General features: G+C 55.5%; 18 protein-coding genes and 1 riboswitch. Of the genes, 17 read left to right on the forward strand and 1 reads right to left on the reverse strand.

What is annotated here, in order from left to right:
* The first annotated feature begins 29 nt into the window (after positions 1-29).
* Positions 30-131: riboswitch (purine riboswitch) on the forward strand.
* A 110-nt stretch (positions 132-241) separates the two neighbouring features.
* The 12 genes from purE to purD all read left to right on the forward strand — a co-directional run bounded on the left by purE (position 242) and on the right by purD (position 13,102).
* Positions 242-730, forward strand: a complete 489-nt coding sequence (gene purE / locus GHH_RS01495; protein ID WP_013144125.1) for a 5-(carboxyamino)imidazole ribonucleotide mutase — start codon at positions 242-244, stop codon at positions 728-730.
* Entirely contained in the window at positions 723-1,871 is a 1,149-nt protein-coding gene (gene purK / locus GHH_RS01500; RefSeq protein ID WP_015373809.1) for a 5-(carboxyamino)imidazole ribonucleotide synthase, read from the forward strand. Before purE ends, purK begins: the two co-directional genes overlap by 8 nt.
* A complete protein-coding gene (gene purB, locus GHH_RS01505; protein ID WP_015373810.1) occupies positions 1,868-3,163 on the forward strand; it encodes an adenylosuccinate lyase in 1,296 nt (431 codons plus the stop codon). The genes purK and purB overlap by 4 nt, the downstream gene beginning before the upstream one ends.
* 75 nt (positions 3,164-3,238) lie before the next feature.
* Positions 3,239-3,967, forward strand: coding sequence for a phosphoribosylaminoimidazolesuccinocarboxamide synthase (gene purC, locus GHH_RS01510; RefSeq protein WP_013522817.1), 729 nt, complete (start codon positions 3,239-3,241; stop codon positions 3,965-3,967).
* Positions 3,955-4,209: a phosphoribosylformylglycinamidine synthase subunit PurS gene (gene purS, locus GHH_RS01515; protein WP_013522818.1), complete on the forward strand. Its 255-nt coding sequence runs from the start codon at positions 3,955-3,957 to the stop codon at positions 4,207-4,209. The genes purC and purS overlap by 13 nt, the downstream gene beginning before the upstream one ends.
* Positions 4,206-4,892 carry a phosphoribosylformylglycinamidine synthase subunit PurQ gene (gene purQ / locus GHH_RS01520; protein WP_015373811.1) on the forward strand — a complete coding sequence of 229 codons (687 nt, stop codon included), beginning with the start codon at positions 4,206-4,208 and terminating at the stop codon, positions 4,890-4,892. The genes purS and purQ overlap by 4 nt, the downstream gene beginning before the upstream one ends.
* A complete protein-coding gene (gene purL, locus GHH_RS01525) occupies positions 4,876-7,104 on the forward strand; it encodes a phosphoribosylformylglycinamidine synthase subunit PurL (RefSeq protein WP_015373812.1) in 2,229 nt (742 codons plus the stop codon). The genes purQ and purL overlap by 17 nt, the downstream gene beginning before the upstream one ends.
* The gene (purF, locus tag GHH_RS01530) at positions 7,080-8,492 is read left to right on the forward strand and encodes an amidophosphoribosyltransferase (RefSeq protein ID WP_015373813.1); all 1,413 of its coding nucleotides are present in this window, start codon (positions 7,080-7,082) and stop codon (positions 8,490-8,492) included. Before purL ends, purF begins: the two co-directional genes overlap by 25 nt.
* Positions 8,493-8,615: 123 nt before the next feature.
* The gene (gene purM, locus GHH_RS01535) at positions 8,616-9,656 is read left to right on the forward strand and encodes a phosphoribosylformylglycinamidine cyclo-ligase (RefSeq protein ID WP_015373814.1); all 1,041 of its coding nucleotides are present in this window, start codon (positions 8,616-8,618) and stop codon (positions 9,654-9,656) included.
* The gene (gene purN, locus GHH_RS01540) at positions 9,653-10,285 is read left to right on the forward strand and encodes a phosphoribosylglycinamide formyltransferase (RefSeq protein WP_015373815.1); all 633 of its coding nucleotides are present in this window, start codon (positions 9,653-9,655) and stop codon (positions 10,283-10,285) included. Before purM ends, purN begins: the two co-directional genes overlap by 4 nt.
* Positions 10,248-11,786, forward strand: coding sequence for a bifunctional phosphoribosylaminoimidazolecarboxamide formyltransferase/IMP cyclohydrolase (gene purH, locus GHH_RS01545; protein WP_015373816.1), 1,539 nt, complete (start codon positions 10,248-10,250; stop codon positions 11,784-11,786). Before purN ends, purH begins: the two co-directional genes overlap by 38 nt.
* A gap of 23 nt (positions 11,787-11,809) precedes the next feature.
* Positions 11,810-13,102, forward strand: coding sequence for a phosphoribosylamine--glycine ligase (gene purD / locus GHH_RS01550; protein ID WP_015373817.1), 1,293 nt, complete (start codon positions 11,810-11,812; stop codon positions 13,100-13,102).
* 310 nt (positions 13,103-13,412) lie between these two features.
* On the opposite strand, the gene GHH_RS01555 is transcribed toward purD, so the two are convergent.
* Positions 13,413-13,658, reverse strand: coding sequence for a DUF2892 domain-containing protein (locus GHH_RS01555; protein ID WP_013522825.1), 246 nt, complete (start codon positions 13,656-13,658; stop codon positions 13,413-13,415).
* A 97-nt stretch (positions 13,659-13,755) separates the two neighbouring features.
* Between GHH_RS01555 and GHH_RS01560 the strand changes: the two genes are divergently transcribed.
* The 5 genes from GHH_RS01560 (at position 13,756) to pcrA (ending at position 19,996) form a co-directional block, all read left to right on the forward strand.
* The gene (locus GHH_RS01560) at positions 13,756-15,501 is read left to right on the forward strand and encodes an adenine deaminase C-terminal domain-containing protein (RefSeq protein WP_015373818.1); all 1,746 of its coding nucleotides are present in this window, start codon (positions 13,756-13,758) and stop codon (positions 15,499-15,501) included.
* 27 nt (positions 15,502-15,528) lie between these two features.
* Entirely contained in the window at positions 15,529-16,548 is a 1,020-nt protein-coding gene (locus tag GHH_RS01565; protein ID WP_015373819.1) for a DUF3048 domain-containing protein, read from the forward strand.
* 92 nt (positions 16,549-16,640) lie between these two features.
* The gene (locus tag GHH_RS01570) at positions 16,641-16,976 is read left to right on the forward strand and encodes a YerC/YecD family TrpR-related protein (protein WP_011229782.1); all 336 of its coding nucleotides are present in this window, start codon (positions 16,641-16,643) and stop codon (positions 16,974-16,976) included.
* 97 nt (positions 16,977-17,073) lie between these two features.
* Positions 17,074-17,793, forward strand: a complete 720-nt coding sequence (locus GHH_RS01575; protein ID WP_014194773.1) for a heptaprenylglyceryl phosphate synthase — start codon at positions 17,074-17,076, stop codon at positions 17,791-17,793.
* A gap of 28 nt (positions 17,794-17,821) precedes the next feature.
* A complete protein-coding gene (gene pcrA / locus GHH_RS01580) occupies positions 17,822-19,996 on the forward strand; it encodes a DNA helicase PcrA (RefSeq protein WP_011229784.1) in 2,175 nt (724 codons plus the stop codon).
* Positions 19,997-20,005: the final 9 nt, after the last annotated feature.

Raw genomic sequence — 20,005 nt, forward strand, 5'->3', positions numbered from 1 at the left:
AAAAAACCTGCTACTATAAAGGTAACTTCATAGTGTATGAGAAGATCCCTCATATAATTTTGGGAATATGGCCCAAAAGTTTCTACCCAATCACCGTAAATGATTGGACTATGAGGGAAAGGATCGGTTTTGGCTTTTTTTCGATCAGCAACTGTCAAAGCCCGGAACGATGCTTTCCCTCGTTTACGGATGGGAACGCATGTTCTGGGTTTTGTTGTGCTAGCAAAAGGAGTGAAACGGTATGAGCCCGCTCGTTGGGGTGATCATGGGAAGCCATTCGGATTGGGAAACGATGAAACATGCTTGCGCCATTTTGGAGGAATTGGGTGTTCCGTTTGAGAAAAAAGTCGTATCGGCGCACCGGACGCCGGATGAGATGTTTCGGTATGCGGAGACAGCCGAGGAGCGCGGCATCCGCGTGATCATTGCCGGCGCTGGCGGGGCGGCTCATTTGCCGGGGATGATCGCGGCGAAAACGACGCTGCCGGTGATTGGGGTGCCCGTGCAGTCAAAAGCATTGAATGGACTTGACTCGTTATTGTCGATTGTGCAAATGCCAGGCGGGGTGCCGGTAGCGACGGTGGCGATCGGCAAGGCGGGGGCGACCAACGCCGGACTGCTCGCCGCATCGATTCTTGGACTGCTTGAGCCACGCTATATGGAGGCGCTCAAAGCTCGGCGGGAAGCGATTCGCAAACAAATCGTAGAAAGCAGTGATCAATTTGACTAAGCAACGGATCGTTCCTGGGCAGACGATCGGCATCATCGGCGGGGGGCAGCTCGGGCGGATGATGGCTTTGGCGGCGCGCGAGATGGGTTTTCGCATTGCCGTGCTCGACCCAACGCCTGACTCCCCGTGCGGGCAAGTGGCCGATGTGGAGATTACGGCGCCTTATCATGATTTGGACGCCATCGCTGAACTGGCCTGCGTGAGCGATGTCATTACGTACGAATTTGAAAATATCGATGCGCGAGCGCTTGAGTGGCTGGAGGCAAACGCCTATGTCCCGCAAGGAAGCCGACTGCTGGCGGTGACACAAGACCGGGCGTTGGAGAAAGCGGCGATTGTGGAGGCCGGGTTGCCGGTGGCGCCGTATAGGGAAGTGGACGGATGGGATGAGTTGGAACAGGCCGTTGCCATGATCGGCTTTCCGTGCGTCTTGAAAACGCGGCGCGGCGGCTACGACGGCAAAGGGCAATATGTGCTGCGCGGCGAAGGCGATCTAGCCAAAGCGGCTGATTTGCTTGGGCTTGGCCCATGCATTTTGGAAGGCTGGGTGCCGTTTGTGAAGGAAATGTCGGTCATTGTCGCCCGCAACCTCGATGGTGAGACGGCTGTTTTTCCAGTGGCGGAAAATGTTCATGTCGAGAACATTTTGCATCAAACGATCGTTCCGGCCCGAATTCCGGAAAGCGTGCAAGAGCGGGCCATTCGCTACGCGGAAGTGTTGGCCGCATCGTTTTCGCTCGTTGGGACGCTGGCGGTGGAAATGTTTTTGACTGCGGACGGGGATATTTATATTAATGAGCTGGCCCCTAGACCGCACAACTCCGGACATTATACAATCAATGCATGCGCGACGTCGCAGTTTGCCCAGCACATCCGCGCTGTTTGCAACTGGCCGCTCGGATCGACCGAATTGTTGAAGCCGGCGGTGATGGTCAATATTTTAGGCGAGCACGTCGAGCCGGTCATTCGGCATATCGGTGCGTTCGACGGGGGGACCTACGTCCATCTGTACGGCAAACACGAAGCGAAGCCGAAGCGGAAAATGGGGCATGTGACGGTGCTGGCAGACGATGTCGAGGCGGCGTTGGCGCGAATCGAATCGTGGCAAATTTGGCATGATCGGAGGCTGGAACGAGGATGATTGAACGTTACACAAGACCGGAAATGGGAGCGATTTGGACCGAGGAAAACCGCTTTAAGGCATGGCTTGAGGTGGAACTGCTCGCGTGCGAGGCGTGGGCCGAGCTTGGCGTCATCCCAAAAGAAGATGTCCGCCGCCTGCGTGAAAACGCGTCGTTTGACGTCAACCGCATTAAGGAAATCGAAGAAGAAACGCGCCACGATGTCGTCGCCTTCACCCGCGCCGTTTCTGAGACGCTTGGGGAAGAACGAAAATGGGTGCATTATGGTCTCACGTCGACCGATGTTGTCGATACGGCGCTCGGCTACTTGTTAAAGCAGGCGAACGCGATTTTGCGGCGTGATTTGGAAAACTTCATTCAAGTGCTGAAAGAGAAAGCGCGCGAACATAAATACACGGTCATGATGGGGCGCACGCACGGCGTTCATGCCGAACCGACGACGTTCGGGCTGAAGCTGGCGCTTTGGTATGCCGAGATGGTACGGAACTTGGAGCGGTTTGAACAAGCAGCCAAGATGGTGGAAGTAGGGAAAATTTCCGGCGCAGTCGGCACGTACGCCAACGTGGATCCGTTTGTGGAGCAGTATGTTTGTGAAAAACTCGGCTTGACGCCGGCGCCGATTTCGACGCAGACGCTGCAGCGCGACCGCCACGCTTACTATATGGCGACATTGGCCTTAATTGCGACATCGATTGAAAAATTTGCCGTCGAGATTCGCGGCTTGCAAAAAAGCGAAGTCCGCGAAGTCGAAGAGTTTTTTGCCAAAGGACAAAAAGGCTCATCAGCGATGCCGCATAAGCGCAATCCGATCGGTTCGGAAAACATGACCGGCATGGCGCGCGTCATCCGCGGGTATATGGTGACAGCGTACGAAAACGTGCCGCTTTGGCATGAACGCGACATTTCCCATTCGTCGGCCGAGCGCATCATTTTGCCGGATGCGACGATTGCGTTGAATTATATGTTGAACCGATTCGCGAATATCGTGAAACATTTGCTTGTGTACCCGGAAAACATGAAAAAAAATATGGAGCGCACGTTCGGGCTCATTTATTCACAGCGAGTCTTGCTTGCCTTGATCGACAAGGGGATGACGCGCGAGGAGGCGTACGATTTGGTGCAGCCGAAAGCGATGGAAGCGTGGGAGAGACAAGTGCCGTTCCGCTCGCTTCTTGAAGCGGATGAGCGGATCATGAGCCAGCTGACGAAAGAGGAACTCGATGATTGTTTTGATTATCGTCATCATTTGAAACATGTCGATACGATTTTTGCCCGCTTAGGGTTGGAGTGAGCGGCTGCCGGCTGGTCGAAGCCGGCCGGCTATACAAAAGATTTTCAATCTTCTGGATAAACGGAGGCGTTGATCGTGCCGACGAAACAACAGCTGTTATATGAAGGGAAAGCGAAAAAAATTTACGCGACTGACGAGCCAGATGTGCTTTGGGTCGAGTACAAAGACAGCGCAACGGCGTTTAACGGCGAAAAAAAGGCGACGATCGCCGGCAAAGGGCGGCTCAATAACGAGATTTCCAGCTTGTTGTTTTTGAAGCTGCGCGAAGCAGGCATTGCCAATCATTTTATTGAAAAGCTGTCGCCAACGGAACAATTGGTCCGGCGCGTGACGATCATCCCGCTTGAAGTCGTTGTCCGCAATGTGGTAGCGGGAAGTTTAGCCAAGCGGATCGGTCTAGAGGAAGGGACGCCGCTTGAGGCGCCGCTTGTTGAGTTTTATTACAAAAACGACGACCTTGGCGACCCGTTGTTGTTGGAAGATCATATCTTCATTTTAAAACTCGCCAGCCGCGAGGAAATCGCCGCGCTGAAGCAGGCCGCGCTGGCGGTGAATGACGTGCTGCGCCTCCATTTTGCCGAGCGGAACGTGCGGTTGATTGATTTTAAGCTTGAGTTCGGCCGTACAGCAGACGGAGCCATCCTCTTGGCGGATGAGATTTCACCGGACACGTGCCGGTTATGGGACGCAAAGACGAACGAAAAGCTCGACAAAGACGTGTTCCGCCGCGACTTGGGCAGTTTGACGGACGCATACGAAGTCATTTTACAACGGTTAGGGGGAGAATCGGCATGTACAAAGTAAAAGTGTATGTCACGTTGCGAGAGAGTGTGTTGGATCCGCAAGGGATCGCTGTAAAAGGGGCGCTGCACAGCTTATCGTATACGGAAGTGAAAGATGTACGAATCGGGAAGTTTATGGAGCTCGTGATTGAAGAGAGCGACCGCGACATCAACGAGCTCGTTCGCGAGATGTGTGAAAAACTGCTTGCCAACCCGGTGATTGAAGACTACCGCTATGAAATCGAGGAGGCCGTCGCCCGATGAAGTTTGCCGTCGTTGTGTTTCCGGGATCGAATTGCGATGTCGATATGTATCATGCGATCGCCGATGAACTTGGCGAAGAGGTCGAATACGTTTGGCATGACGAGGACGATCTAGACCGTTTTGACGCCATTTTGCTTCCAGGCGGCTTTTCGTACGGCGATTACTTGCGTTCGGGGGCGATCGCCCGCTTTTCGAAAGTAATGGCTGCCGTCAAACAGGCAGCTGACGCCGGAAAACCGGTGCTTGGCGTGTGCAACGGGTTTCAAATTTTGCTTGAAGCCGGCTTGCTTCCTGGGGCGATGCGCCGCAATCAAGGGTTGAAGTTCATCTGCCGGCCAGTGCAGCTTGTGGTGGAAAACAATGAGACGATGTTTACATCCGCTTACGAAAAAGGCGAAGTCATTACAATTCCAATCGCCCATGGCGAAGGGAATTATTATTGCGATGAACAGACGCTCGAGCGCCTTGTCAAGAACCGGCAAATCGTGTTCCGTTACCATGGAGAAAATCCGAACGGCAGCTTGGCGGATATTGCCGGCATCGTCAATGAACGGGGCAATGTGCTCGGCATGATGCCGCATCCGGAGCGGGCGGTCGACGCCTTGCTCGGCAGCGCGGACGGATTGAAACTATTCCGATCGATCGTCAACTATTGGAGGGAGACGCATGTCGTTACTGCTTGAGCCGAGCGCGGCGATGATCAAAGAACAAAAGTTGTACCGTGAGATGGGGTTAACAGATGAAGAGTTTGCGCGCATTGAAGCGATTTTGGGGAGGCTGCCGAACTACACGGAAACCGGCATTTTTGCCGTCATGTGGTCGGAGCATTGCAGCTACAAAAACTCGAAGCCGGTGCTGAAAAAATTCCCGACTGATGGTCCGCACGTGCTGCAAGGGCCGGGTGAGGGTGCGGGCATTGTCGATATTGGCGACGGGCTGGCGGTGGCGTTTAAAATCGAAAGCCATAACCATCCGTCAGCGATCGAGCCGTATCAAGGGGCGGCGACCGGGGTCGGCGGCATCATCCGCGACGTCTTTTCGATGGGGGCGCGGCCGATCGCGCTTTTGAACTCGCTTCGGTTTGGCGAACTGACGTCGCCGCGCGTCAAATATTTGTTTGAGCAGGTCGTCGCTGGCATTGCCGGGTACGGCAACTGCGTCGGCATCCCAACTGTCGGCGGCGAGGTGCAGTTCGACCCGGCGTATGAAGGCAACCCATTGGTCAACGCCATGTGCGTCGGGATCATCCGCCATGAGGACATTCAGCGCGGCGTGGCGACCGGGGTCGGCAACACGGTCATGTACGTCGGGGCGAAAACGGGCCGCGACGGCATCCACGGGGCGACGTTTGCTTCGGAAGAGTTGAGCGAACAGTCGGAAGCAAAGCGTCCCGCCGTGCAAGTCGGCGACCCGTTTATGGAAAAACTGCTGCTTGAGGCGTGTCTTGAAGCAGTCAAGTCCGATGCGTTAGTCGGCATTCAAGATATGGGGGCGGCAGGACTCACGAGTTCATCCGCCGAGATGGCAAGCAAAGGCGGATTTGGCATTGAAATGAATTTGGATCTCGTCCCGCAGCGTGAGGCAGGCATGACGCCGTACGAAATGATGCTGTCCGAATCGCAGGAACGGATGTTGCTTGTTGTCAAGCAAGGTTGTGAAGACGAAATCGCCGCGATTTTTGCCAAATACGGCCTCGAGGCCAAAGCAATCGGCAAAGTGACCGATGACAAAATGCTCCGCCTCTTGTTCCGAGGCGAGGTGGCGGCGGAAATTCCAGTGGACGCCTTGGCGAAAGACGCGCCGGTGTATCATAAACCGTCTGCGGAGCCGGCTTATTACCGCGAGTTTCAAGCGATGCCGCCGTATATTCCGCACATCGAAGACTACAACCAAACATTGCTCGGGCTGCTCGCCCAGCCGACGATTGCGAGCAAAGAATGGGTGTACGACCAGTACGACTATATGGTGCGGACGAATACGGTCGTCGCCCCGGGATCGGACGCGGCGGTCGTGCGCATCCGCGGCACGAATAAGGCGCTCGCGCTGACGACGGATTGCAACTCGCGCTACTTGTATTTGGATCCAGAAACGGGCGGGAAAATCGCCGTCGCCGAGGCGGCGCGCAATGTCGTCTGCTCCGGAGCGAAGCCGCTCGCCATTACGGACTGCCTCAACTTTGGCAGCCCGGAAAAGCCGGAGATTTTCTGGCAGCTCGAAAAAGCAGTCGACGGGATGAGCGAAGCGTGCCGGGCGCTCGGGACGCCGGTGGTGAGCGGCAACGTCTCGCTGTACAATGAAACGAACGGCGAGGCCGTGTACCCAACCCCGGTCGTTGGCATGGTCGGTCTCATTGATGATCTTTCCCATATTACGACTCAGTCGTTTAAGCAAGCGGGCGACCTCATTTACGTGATCGGCGAGGCGAAGCCGGAGTTTGGCGGCAGCGAGTTGCAAAAATGGCTGGAAGGCCGCATTTTTGGAAAAGCACCGGAGATTGACTTAGAGGTGGAAGCAAGCCGCCAGCGCCAGCTGCTTGCAGCGATCCGCGCGGGGGTGGTGGCGTCAGCGCATGATATTGCCGAAGGAGGATTAGCCGTTGCGCTTGCTGAGTGTGTCATGGGTGCCTCGGGGCTTGGCGCCAAGGTGACGATAGACGGTGACCTCGTCAGTGAACTGTTCAGCGAAACGCAATCACGCTTTGTTGTCTCGGTGAAAAAAGAGCAAAAAGAGGCGTTTGAGCAACTGGTTGAAGCGAAACAAATCGGCGAAGTGACAGACGACGGCGCATTCGTGGTGAACGGGGAGCACGGTGAGACGCTCATTCACCTTTCCGTTGCCAAGATGCGAAACGTCTGGAAAGGGGCTATTCCATGCTTGCTGAAATCAAAGGATTGAACGAGGAGTGCGGCATTTTCGGCATTTGGGGGCATGAAGACGCCGCCCGGCTCACATACTACGGGCTTCACAGCCTGCAGCACCGTGGGCAGGAAGGGGCCGGCATCGTTGTCGCGCATAACGGGAGCTTATCCGGTCATAAAGGGCTGGGGCTGGTGACCGATGTGTTTCAAAGCGGTACGCTCGATGCGCTCAAAGGGGCGGCGGCCATCGGTCATGTCCGCTATTCGACGGCGGGCGGGGGCGGCTATGAAAACGTTCAGCCGCTCTTGTTCCGCTCGCAAACCGGCGCGATGGCGTTGGCCCATAACGGCAACTTGACAAACGCCATCGAGTTGAAGCTCGCGCTTGAAGGACAAGGAAGCATTTTTCAGACGACATCGGATACGGAAGTGTTCGCCCATCTCATCCGCCGCAGCCAAGCGCCGACGTTTGTCGAGCAAATGAAAGAGGCGCTCAGTCAGATCGAAGGGGCGTTTGCGTTTTTGCTGCTGACGGAAAAGGCGCTCTATGCGGCGCTTGATCCGCACGGGTTTCGGCCGCTGTCGCTCGGCCGGCTCGGCTCGGCGTATGTCGTGGCGTCGGAAACGTGCGCGTTTGACGTCATCGGCGCCACATACGAGCGGGAAGTGGCGCCTGGGGAATTGCTCATCATCAGCCGCGAAGGGGTGCGTTCAGAACGGTTCGCTTCTAGGCAGCCGCGGTCGATTTGCAGCATGGAGTACATTTATTTCGCTCGTCCGGACAGCCATGTCGACGGCATCAATGTCCATACGGCCCGAAAAAACTTAGGAAAGCGGCTGGCTTTGGAAGCGCCGGCAGAGGCCGACATCGTCACCGGCGTGCCGGACTCAAGCATCTCCGTTGCCATCGGCTATGCTGAGGCGAGCGGCATCCCCTATGAATTAGGGCTCATCAAAAACCGTTATGTTGGCCGGACGTTCATCCAGCCGTCGCAGGCGCTGCGCGAGCAAGGAGTGAAAATGAAGCTGTCGCCGGTGCGCGGGGTTGTGGCCGGCAAACGGGTTGTGATGGTGGATGATTCGATCGTGCGCGGGACGACGAGCCGGCGCATCGTCTCGATGCTCCGCGAAGCGGGAGCGGTCGAAGTGCACGTGCGCATCAGCGCGCCGCCGATCACCCATCCTTGCTTTTACGGCATTGATACGTCGTCAAAGGAAGAATTGATCGCGGCGAATCGCACTGTTGAAGAGATTCGGCGCTTGATTGGCGCTGATTCCCTCGCCTTTATCAGCCAGGAAGGGATGCTTGAGGCGATCGGGCGCCCGGACGTCTCGCCAGAGCGCGGGCAATGTTTGGCGTGTTTCACTGGCCAATATCCGACCCGTCTCGGTCAAACGGCGCGGCCATGTCTGACGATGAAATGATGGAGGAAGTATAACCGGTGCAGCTGACGAGTGTGGTGGCGCGTTTCCACGAGAGAAACGCTGCGCAACAAGAGCGTCGCCTGGCGTCCTGAGCGTGATGGGCGGCGAAAAGGAGGAGTTGACGTGGCAAAGGCATACAAACAAGCAGGGGTCGACATCGAGGCTGGTTATCAGGCCGTCGCCCTCATGAAAGAGCACGTGCAAAAAACGATGCGTCCCGAAGTGCTGGGCGGGATCGGCGGGTTTGGCGGCTTGTTTGATCTATCTGCGCTTGGTTACCGCCAGCCGGTGCTCATCTCCGGCACGGACGGTGTCGGAACGAAGTTGAAACTAGCGTTTTTGCTTGACCGGCATGATACGATCGGCATCGACTGTGTCGCTATGTGTGTCAACGATATTATTGTCCAAGGGGCGGAGCCGCTCTTTTTCCTCGACTATATCGCTTGCGGCAAGGCGGTGCCGGAGAAAATCGCCGCCATCGTCAAAGGGGTGGCCGACGGCTGCGTCGAAGCCGGCTGCGCCTTGATCGGCGGGGAGACCGCGGAAATGCCAGGAATGTATGATGAAGATGAGTATGATTTGGCTGGGTTTGCGGTCGGCGTTGCGGAAAAAGAGCGACTCATAACCGGAGAGACGATTCAAGCGGGCGATGCGCTTGTCGGCCTGCCATCAAGCGGCCTTCACAGCAACGGCTATTCGCTTGTGCGCCGCATTGTGTTTGAACAAGCGAAATTGTCGCTTAATGAGATTTACGAGCCGCTTGATGTTCCGCTCGGCGAGGAGTTATTGAAGCCGACGCGCATTTATGCGAAACTGTTGCGCTCTGTGCGCGAGCGGTTTACGATCAAAGGGATGGCGCATATTACCGGCGGCGGGTTGATCGAAAACATTCCGCGCATGCTGCCGCCAGGAATCGGCGCGCGCATTCAGCTCGGTTCATGGCCGGTTTTGCCAATTTTTGACTTGTTGCGCCAAAAAGGCGAGCTTGAGGAAGAAGAGATGTTTTCCGTCTTTAATATGGGCATCGGCCTTGTGCTCGCTGTCAGTCCGGAAACGGCGGCGCCTCTTGTTGAGTGGCTTTCGGAACGAGGCGAACCGGCGTACATCATCGGCGAAGTGGCCGAAGGAGCGGGCGTGTCGTTTGCTGGAGGGGGCCGGGCATGAAGCGGCTGGCGGTGTTCGCCTCAGGAAGCGGCACGAACTTTCAAGCGATCGTCGACGCGGCCAAGCGCGGCGATTTGCCGGCTCGTGTGGCGCTTTTGGTCTGCGACCGCCCAGGTGCGAAAGTCATTGAACGAGCGGCGCGCGAAAACGTGCCGGCGTTTGTGTTTTCTCCAAAAGACTACCCGTCCAAAGCGGCGTTTGAGAGCGAGATTTTGCGTGAGCTAAAGGAACGCCAAATCGACTGGATTGCGTTGGCCGGCTATATGCGCTTGATCGGGCCGACTTTGCTTTCCGCCTATGAAGGGAAAATCGTCAACATTCATCCGTCGCTGCTGCCGGCGTTTCCGGGCAAGGATGCGATCGGCCAAGCGTATCGGGCTGGCGTTTTGGAAACAGGGGTCACCGTTCATTACGTTGATGAAGGGATGGACACCGGGCCGGTCATCGCCCAGCGCGTTGTTCCGATCGTGCCGGGCGAGCCGATCGAGGCGCTTGAGGCGCGCATCCATCAAGTCGAACACGAGCTGTACCCGACGGTGTTGCGCATGCTGCTAGGGGAAAAGGAACAACAGGAAGAAAGGATCGAGAACGATGGCAGTGAAACGAGCATTGATCAGCGTGTCCAATAAGGAAGGCATCATTCCGTTTGCGAAGCAGCTGGCTGAACTTGGCATTGATATCATTTCGACCGGTGGGACAAAACGAGCGCTTGAAGACGCCGGCGTTCCCGTCATTTCGATTTCCGATGTCACCGGCTTTCCGGAAATTTTGGACGGGCGCGTCAAAACATTGCATCCGGCCATTCACGGCGGCATTTTGGCGGTGCGCAGCGATGAGCGCCACCAAGCAGCGCTTAAAGAGCACGGCATTCGCCCGATCGATTTGGTCGTCGTCAACTTGTATCCGTTCCAACAAACGATCGCCAAACCGGATGTGACGCTCGCCGAGGCGATTGAAAACATCGATATCGGCGGCCCGACGATGGTGCGGGCGGCGGCGAAAAACTATGCTGATGTCGCGATTGTCGTCGATCCAGCCGACTATCCGATAGTGATTGAAGAACTGAAAATGACCGGTTCGATCCAAGCAAAAACGCGGCAACAACTGGCGGCGAAAGCGTTCCGCCATACGGCGGCGTATGACGCGATGATTGCGGAGTATTTGACAAACCTCACCGGAGAGAACTATCCGGAAACGCTCACGGTCACGTATACGAAAAAACAATCATTGCGCTATGGCGAGAATCCGCATCAATCGGCAGCGTTTTATGCCAAGCCGCTCGGTGCGGCGTTCTCGATTGCCAACGCGACACAGCTGCATGGCAAAGAGTTGTCGTACAACAACATTAACGACGCCAATGCGGCGATCAACCTCATTCGCGAATTTCAAGAGCCGGCTGTGGCCGCCATCAAACATATGAACCCATGCGGCGTCGGCGTCGGCGCGACGCTTCTTGAGGCGTTTACGAAAGCGTATGAAGCGGATCCAGTCTCGATTTTCGGCGGCATTATTGCGGTCAACCGTGAAGTGGACAAAGAAACAGCCGAACGGATGCACGACATCTTTTTGGAAATCGTCATCGCTCCGTCATTCAGCGACGAGGCGCTTGCCATTTTGACGAAAAAGAAAAACATCCGTCTGTTGACGCTTGATTTTACCGCGCCGGACGTCAAGGAAAACATGCTCGTTTCCGTCAATGGCGGCTTGCTCGTCCAAGAGGCCGATACGTTCACGCTTGAAGACGCCGAATGGAATGTCGTAACGAAGCGCGAGCCGACCGAGGCTGAGCGCGAACAGCTTCGGTTTGCTTGGAAGGTTGTCAAACATGTGAAATCGAATGCGATTGTACTGGCCAAAAACGGGATGACGGTCGGCGTTGGCGCCGGGCAAATGAACCGGGTCGGCGCGGCCAAAATTGCGATTGAACAGGCTGGGGAACAGGCGGTTGGCGCCGTGTTGGCGTCCGATGCGTTCTTCCCGATGGACGATACGGTCGAGGCGGCGGCGAAAGCCGGCATTACCGCGATCATTCAGCCGGGCGGCTCGATTCGCGACGCCGACTCGATCCGCAAAGCGGATGAATACGGCATCGCCATGGTCTTCACCGGCGTGCGCCACTTTAAACATTAAGTGTGGCAAAGGAGAGGGAGACGATGAATGTACTGGTCATCGGACGAGGCGGGCGCGAGCACGCCATCGCCTGGAAAGCGGCGCAAAGCCCGCTTGTTGGCAAGCTGTATGTAGCGCCGGGAAACCCGGGCATCGCGGACGTGGCGGAACTGATTCCTATTGATGAGCTCGATATTGAGGCATTGGTGCAGTTTGCGAAACAACAGGCGATCGATTTGACGATCGTCGGGCCGGAAGCGCCGCTTGCTTCCGGCATTGTTGACCGTTTTATGGCCGAGGGGCTTCGCATTTTCGGCCCAAGCCAGAGGGCGGCGCTCATCGAAGGAAGCAAGGCGTTTGCCAAAGAGCTGATGAAGAAATACGGCATCCCAACGGCGGACCATGCGACCTTTACGTCATACGAAGAAGCGAAAGCGTACATTGAACAAAAAGGCGCGCCGATCGTCGTGAAAGCGGACGGATTGGCCGCCGGAAAAGGCGTCACCGTCGCCCAAACGGTGGAAGACGCGCTTGCCGCGGCGAAGGCAGCGCTTGTCGACGGACAATTCGGCACAGCCGGCAGTCAAGTTGTCATTGAGGAGTATTTAGAAGGGGAAGAATTTTCGTTTATGGCGTTCGTTAACGGCGAGAAGGTGTATCCGCTCTCCATCGCCCAAGACCATAAGCGGGCGTATGACGGAGACGAAGGACCGAACACCGGCGGCATGGGAGCCTACTCGCCGGTGCCGCAAATCTCGGCGGAGACGGTGGAAACAGCGCTGGAGACGATCTTGCGTCCGGCCGCCAAAGCGTTAGTGGCTGAAGGCCGGCCGTTTACCGGCGTGCTGTATGCCGGGCTGATCGAAACAGCAACGGGGCCGAAAGTGATCGAATTCAACGCCCGTTTTGGCGACCCAGAGGCACAAGTCGTGCTACCGCGGCTGAAGACCGATTTGGTGGAAGCGGTACTAGCGGTGATGGATGGAAAAGAGTTGGAGCTTGAATGGACGGACGAGGCGGTGCTTGGCGTCGTGCTGGCAGCGAAAGGTTACCCCGGCGCGTACGAGCGCGGGGCCGAAATCCGCGGGTTGGACCGAATTTCCCCTGATGCGTTGTTGTTCCATGCTGGCACCAAACGAGAAGGCGGCGCATGGTACACCAATGGCGGACGCGTTCTCCTGTTAGCGGCCAAAGGGGAGACGCTTGCCGAAGCGAAGGAAAGAGCGTACGAGCAATTGGCCGCGATCGACTGTGACGGTTTATTTTACCGCCGCGATATCGGCCGGCGCGCTATCGAACGCGTCTCCGCCGCATATACACGTATGAAAGGGCGATAATGCCGCCGATTAACGCGGCCAATACGAACGACATATCGGTCATATACTCGAGCAGCAAGGTGGTTCACTCCTTTGTAGTCGAAGGTGTCCCAAGTATGGGACACCTTTTTTGATGATGTTTGGCTAGTCCACAATGCCAAGCCGCGAATCATGTTGCTTTCTTCTCTTTCGTTGACAGTCTGCACTCTTCACGGGCCGCTTCGATACCGAAGCAGCACGCATCACTCACGATGCGAAAAATGTTGCCGAATGACGGTGGGATGGAGGATATTGGAAAAAGCGGTGCGCAACGTCGGACGGATGTCCTCCCTCATGTCGGATTGACGACCGCTTCCTTTTCCTCTTCAAGCAGCTGTCGGCGCTGCATATTGTCAAACAGAGCGGTCATCGGACAAAAACGGGTGATCCCTTCTCCGACTTTCATCGCTCCAAGCAAAGCGGCCCACAAATAGGATGTGCACCAAGGCCGCCGAGCCAGGCGGGCGGTGGCCCAGGCGATGACAGTCAGGCCAACCGTGATGCGAATCAATGCGTTCACAATGCCGATATTCGCCATCGGTCTGTCCCCTCCTTAATATTTTTTATTGTGAAAGTCGCTTTTGTGCGTTAAAATGGTTGTATGGAACGATTAGGAAACAAGGGACGGGGTATCAATGGGCGAACAACGTTACCGATGGAAAGGCAGCGAACTGCGTGCACAAGCAGCGGTGATTGATGGCAAACAATCGCCGACGAAAGTATTGGTGAATGCGACGTATTTGCACTCGTATTTTCGTGAATGGGTAAAAGGAAACATATGGATCCATGGAGATCGCATCGTGTATGCCGGAGAGCGTCTTCCTGATCAGGTCGACGAGGCGTGTGAAATCGTCGACTGCCGTGGGTACGTGCTCGTTCCCGGCTACATCGAGCCGCATGTCCATCCATTTCAATTATATAATCCCCATTCATTTGCCCGTTATGCAGCGGCGCACGGAACAACAACACTCCTCAACGATAACTTGTTTTTGCTTTTGCAGCTCGATGATGAAGAAGCGCTTTTCTTTTTACAAGAAATGAATGCGCTTCCAACGTCGATGTATTGGTGGTGCCGATTTGATGGGCAAACGGAGCTCGAGCGCGAAGAGGAACAAGTGTCCAATGCTCGGATCAAGCGCTGGCTTGACCAAGAGGCGGTGCTTCAAGGCGGTGAGTTGACCTCATGGCCAAAAGTGGCGAGCGGCGATGACATCATCTTGTACTGGATGCAAGAAGCGCATCGGCGACGCCGCAAAATTGAAGGGCATTTTCCGGGGGCGTCGGAAAAGACGCTTGTCAAAATGGCGCTCTTTGGCGCAGATGGCGATCATGAGGCAATGACGGGAAAGGAAGTGCGCATGCGCCTTTGGCACGGCTATACCGTCGCGCTTCGGCATTCCTCGATTCGCCCCGATTTGCCGGTGCTGCTTGAAGAGATGAAAGCGCTTGGCATCCGGCATTATGATAAATGCTTGTTGACGACGGATGGCTCGCCGCCATCGTTTTATGAGAATGGAGTGATCGATTGGCTGATCCGCATCGCGATCGAGCATGGCGTGCCGGTGATCGATGCCTATGCGATGGCGACGATCAACGCCGCCCGCCACTACGGCATCGAGCATCTTCACGGCAGCATTGCCACCGGCCGCATCGCTCATATCAACTTTTTGCGCTCGGCTCACGATCCGACGCCGGCGCAAGTGCTCGCCAAAGGCGAATGGGTGAAGCGCGATGGAGAAGCGCCGCCTCTCTGGCCAGATCTGGAATGGGGGCAGTTTGGCATTCGGCCGCTTTCGTTGTCATGGGAGCTTGAATGGGATGATTTGCAATTTTCCATGCCGATGGGGCTGTGCATGGAAAACGCCGTCATTTTAAAACCGTATTCCGTGTCGATCGATACGTCGCGCGATCGTTTAGGGCATGACCATGATGAGTGTTTTCTGGCCTTGTTTGACCGAAACGGCCGCTGGCGCGTCAATACGATGTTAAAAGGTTTTTCATCGGTGCTTGGCGGGCTGGCGAGTTCTTACTCGAACACCGGGGATTTGATTTTGATCGGCAAGCATAAGGAAGATATGATGCTCGCCTTCCGGCGGATGAAGGAGATCGGCGGCGGCATTGTGCTCGCTGAGGACGGAGAGATTTTGTTTGAGCTCTCGCTTCCTTTAGGCGGCATGATGTCCTCCTTAGAGGTGGATGAATTGATCAACGAAGAAAAAACGTTCGTCCGTTTGTTGCGCGAGCGTGGATATCCGTTCGAAGACCCGGTGTATTCGTTGCTCTTTTTGCAATCGACCCACCTGCCGTATGTGCGCGTCACCCAACGCGGCATTTATGATGTGATGCACAAAACGGTACTCTTTCCTTCGATAATGCGGTAAAATAAAAAAGAAAAGGTTGTGTGTCCATTGAAACATTGGCTGTTCGTCATCAGCTGCGCGGCATTGTTGTTAGGGGGCTGCACGACCAAAAGCGAGCCGAAGCAGGCTGAACCAGCCAAACCGGCTCCTCGGCAGGAGCAGCCGTCCAAGCCTCCGGCGGAGGAAAAACAAACGTTCCCGCTGACGGGGCTGCCGGCGAAAGGGAACATCCATCAACGGGTCGTCGGCGTGATGATCAACAATCACCCGAAGGCGCGGCCGCAATCGGGGCTTCGTGCGGCGGACATCGTGTATGAGGTGCTTGCCGAGGGCGATATCACCCGTTTGTTGGCGTTGTACCAAAGCGAATTGCCGGAGCGGGTCGGACCGGTGCGAAGCGCGCGTGATTACTATATTGACTTGAGTGAAGGCTACCATGCACTGTATGTATGTCACGGCTGGAGTCCGGAGGCGAAAGCGCGTCTTGAGGGAGGCGGAATCGACTATTTGAACGGATTGTTTTACGACGGCACATTGTTTCAGCGCGTCCCGTTCCGCAAGGCGCCGCACAACTCATACATTTCATTCGCCAACATCGAAAAAGGAGCGAAACAAAACGGGTATGCTTGGACGGACCACGTTGCCCCGCTATCGTTTCGCACCGATGAGCCGAGCGGCCAAAAGGTCGAGACGGTTCACATCGCCTATTCGCATCGCGCCTATGCCCAGGTTGAATACCAATATGTTCCTGAACAAAAGGGGTATTACCGGTACAGCGGCGGCGAGCAAACGATCGATTATGATACGCATAAGCCGGTTGTCGTGCAAAACGTCATGATTATCGCTGCCCGGCATCGAGTCATCGATAGCCACGGACGGCGCGACATCGACCTCGCCTCCGGTGGCAAGGGGTACTTGCTGCAGGGCGGCGTCATGCAGCCGATCGAATGGAAAAACGTCGACGGCCGGCTGCTGCCGTACCATAACGGGGCTCCGATCGGATTCGTGCCGGGAAAAACGTGGATCAATATCGTGCCGGAACTGGCGATCGTCCAGTGGAAATCATAACCGCCTTGTCTGTTGCAAGGCAAAGGGGCGGTGGATTCGCAGATTGGTTGGCTACAACATTTTTCCCGCCAAAACGCAAGGAGGAAGCAGCTATGCAAATTGACAAACTGCGCGGCAGAGAGTTGGATCAACTGTTTAAAGCGATTTTATCGCTGCGCGATTTAGAAGAGTGTTACCGTTTTTTTGATGATTTATGCACCGTGAATGAAATCCAGGCGCTCGCCCAGCGGCTCGAGGTCGCCCGCATGCTGCGCGAAGGATATACGTATCACAAAATCGAAACGGAAACCGGAGCGAGCACGGCGACGATTTCGCGCGTCAAGCGCTGCCTCAACTACGGCAATGATGCTTACGCCATGGCGCTCGATCGCATTAAAGAGGAGCAACAGCAAGAAGAGAAAGAAGCCAACGAAGCGGTCACAGACTGACGCGGCAAGGAGATTCCTTCCATTTGCAAAGGAACTCCTTTTCTTTTTGCGGATTTGTTATAATGGAACAATGGAGACGGAGTGGAGGGTTGCCGCTATGGAGGAGATTCGCGCTTGGCGCCATGTGTTTAAACTCGACCCGAATAAACCGATTGATGACGAGCGCCTTGAGCGCCTTTGCGAGTCGGGAACGGATGCCGTCATCGTCGGCGGAACCGACGGGGTGACCATCGACAACGTGCTTGATTTATTGGCTCGCATCCGCCGTTTTTCGGTGCCATGCGCGCTCGAAGTCACCGACGTCGAAGCGCTGACGCCGGGATTTGACGTATATTTGGTTCCGATCGTGTTAAACAGCCGGCAGGCGGAGTGGATCATCGGCCGTCATCACGAGGCGGTGAAACAATACGGTGATATGATGAACTGGGATGAGATTGCCGCAGAGGGCTATTGCATTTTAAATCCGGAATGCAAGGCCGCCAAGCTGACGAGAGCCGATACGGAGCTTGACGTCGACGATATTGTGGCCTATGCCCGTTTGGCTGAGCATTTGTACAAGCTGCCGATTTTTTACCTTGAGTATAGCGGAGTTTATGGAGATCCGTCTGTCGTGGAAAAAGTGAAACAAGCGCTTGATCAGACGCAGCTGTTTTACGGCGGCGGCATCACAACTCCTGAGCAGGCGGAGCATATGGCGCGCTATGCCGATACGGTGGTCGTCGGCAACGCGATTTACGACGCGTTCGAACAGGCGTTGGCGACGGTGGCGGCGGTGAAGCAGATGGCTGGTCAACGCAGCGGCGATGACGGAAAATAGAACATATGTTTTGTTGGTGGTGGACATGATGAATTTTTTATCGGAAAAGCTGCTTGCGCATTTAAACAAAGAGCAGCAAGAAGCCGTTAAAACGACAGAAGGCCCATTGCTCATCATGGCGGGAGCGGGCAGCGGAAAAACGCGCGTGCTGACGCACCGGATCGCCTATTTGATGGCGGAAAAACAGGTGGCGCCGTGGAATATTTTAGCCATTACGTTTACGAACAAAGCGGCGCGTGAAATGAAGGAGCGGGTGCAGGCGCTCTTAGGCGGGGCGGCGGAAGACGTGTGGATTTCGACGTTCCATTCGATGTGCGTCCGCATGTTGCGCCGCGACATTGACCGCATCGGCATCAATCGCAATTTTTCCATCCTTGACCCGACGGATCAGCTTTCGGTCATCAAAGCGATTTTGAAAGACAAAAATATCGATCCGAAAAAATTTGAGCCGCGGACGATTTTAGCGACGATCAGCGGGGCGAAAAACGATTTGCTCACGCCCGAGCAATTCGCAAAGCGGGCATCGACGTACTACGAAAAGATCGTCGGCGACGTGTATCAAGAGTATCAACAGCGCCTTCTCCGCAATCATTCACTCGATTTCGACGATTTGATCATGACGACGATCCACTTGTTTGACCGCGTGCCGGATGTGCTTCAATATTACCAGTATAAGTTCCAGTACATCCATATCGATGAGTACCAGGATACGAACCGCGCTCAATATACGCTGGTGAAAAAGCTCGCAGACCGGTTTCAAAATATTTGCGCCGTCGGCGATGCCGACCAGTCGATTTACCGGTGGCGCGGGGCGGACATTCGCAATATTTTATCGTTTGAGCGCGACTACCCGAACGCGAAAGTCATTTTGCTTGAACAAAACTACCGCTCGACGAAACGCATTTTGCAGGCGGCAAATGAAGTCATTGCGCATAACGTCAATCGAAAACCAAAGCGGTTGTGGACGGAAAACCCGGAAGGGAAGCCAATCGTCTATTATGAAGCGATGAACGAAGTGGACGAAGCGCAATTTGTCGCCCGCCGCATTCAAGAGGCGGTTGAGAGCGGGGAGCGCCGCTACCGCGATTTTGCCGTGCTTTATCGGACGAACGCCCAGTCGCGCGTCATCGAGGAAATGTTTTTAAAAGCGAACATTCCGTACCAAATCGTCGGCGGCTTAAAGTTCTATGACCGGAAAGAAATTAAAGACATTCTCGCTTACTTGCGCGTCATCGCCAACCCCGATGACGATTTGAGCTTGCTTCGCATCATCAACGTGCCAAAGCGTGGCATCGGCGCCTCTACGATCGACAAACTTGTCCGCTATGCGGCCGAGCATGAGCTGTCCTTGTTTGAAGCGCTCGGCGAGCTGGAGATGATCGGCTTCAGCGCGAAGACGGCCGGGGCGCTCGCCGCGTTTCGCGGACAGCTTGAGCAATGGACGCAGCTGCAAGAATACGTTCCGGTGACGGAACTTGTGGAGGAAGTGCTCGACCAATCGGGCTACCGCGAGATGCTCAAGGCGGAACGGACGATTGAAGCGCAAAGCCGGCTTGAGAACTTGGACGAGTTTTTGTCGGTGACGAAGCATTTCGAAAATGTAAGCGACGATAAATCGCTCGTCGCCTTTTTAACCGACTTGGCGCTCATTTCTGATTTGGACGAGCTGAATGGGACAGATCAGGCGGCCGAGGGCGATGCCGTCGTCTTCATGACGCTGCACGCCGCCAAAGGGCTTGAGTTTCCGGTCGTGTTTTTGATTGGCATGGAAGAAGGCATTTTTCCGCATCTTCGTTCACTGGAGAATGAGGATGAAATGGAAGAAGAGCGGCGGCTGGCGTATGTCGGCATCACTCGGGCCGAGGAAGAGCTCGTATTGACGAACGCGCAAATGCGGACGCTGTTTGGCAACATCCAAATGAACCGGCCGTCGCGCTTTTTAGATGAGATTCCCGCGCATTTGCTGGAGACGGTCTCGCGTGGGAAACCGTCTGTTTCCCGTTCAGCGTCCGCTCGCTTGCAGGCAGGCGGCGCCATCAGGGTGTGGAAAGTCGGAGACCGGGCGAACCATCGGAAATGGGGAATCGGTACGGTTGTCAGTGTCCGTGGCGAAGGTGACGACCAAGAACTCGATATCGCCTTCCCGAGCCCGATCGGCATTAAACGTCTGCTCGCTAAATTTGCGCCGATTGAGAAAGTATAGAAAGGAGAA

This window comes from Geobacillus sp. GHH01 (assembly GCF_000336445.1).
In the GTDB taxonomy this organism is placed as follows: Bacteria; Bacillota; Bacilli; order Bacillales; family Anoxybacillaceae; genus Geobacillus; species Geobacillus zalihae.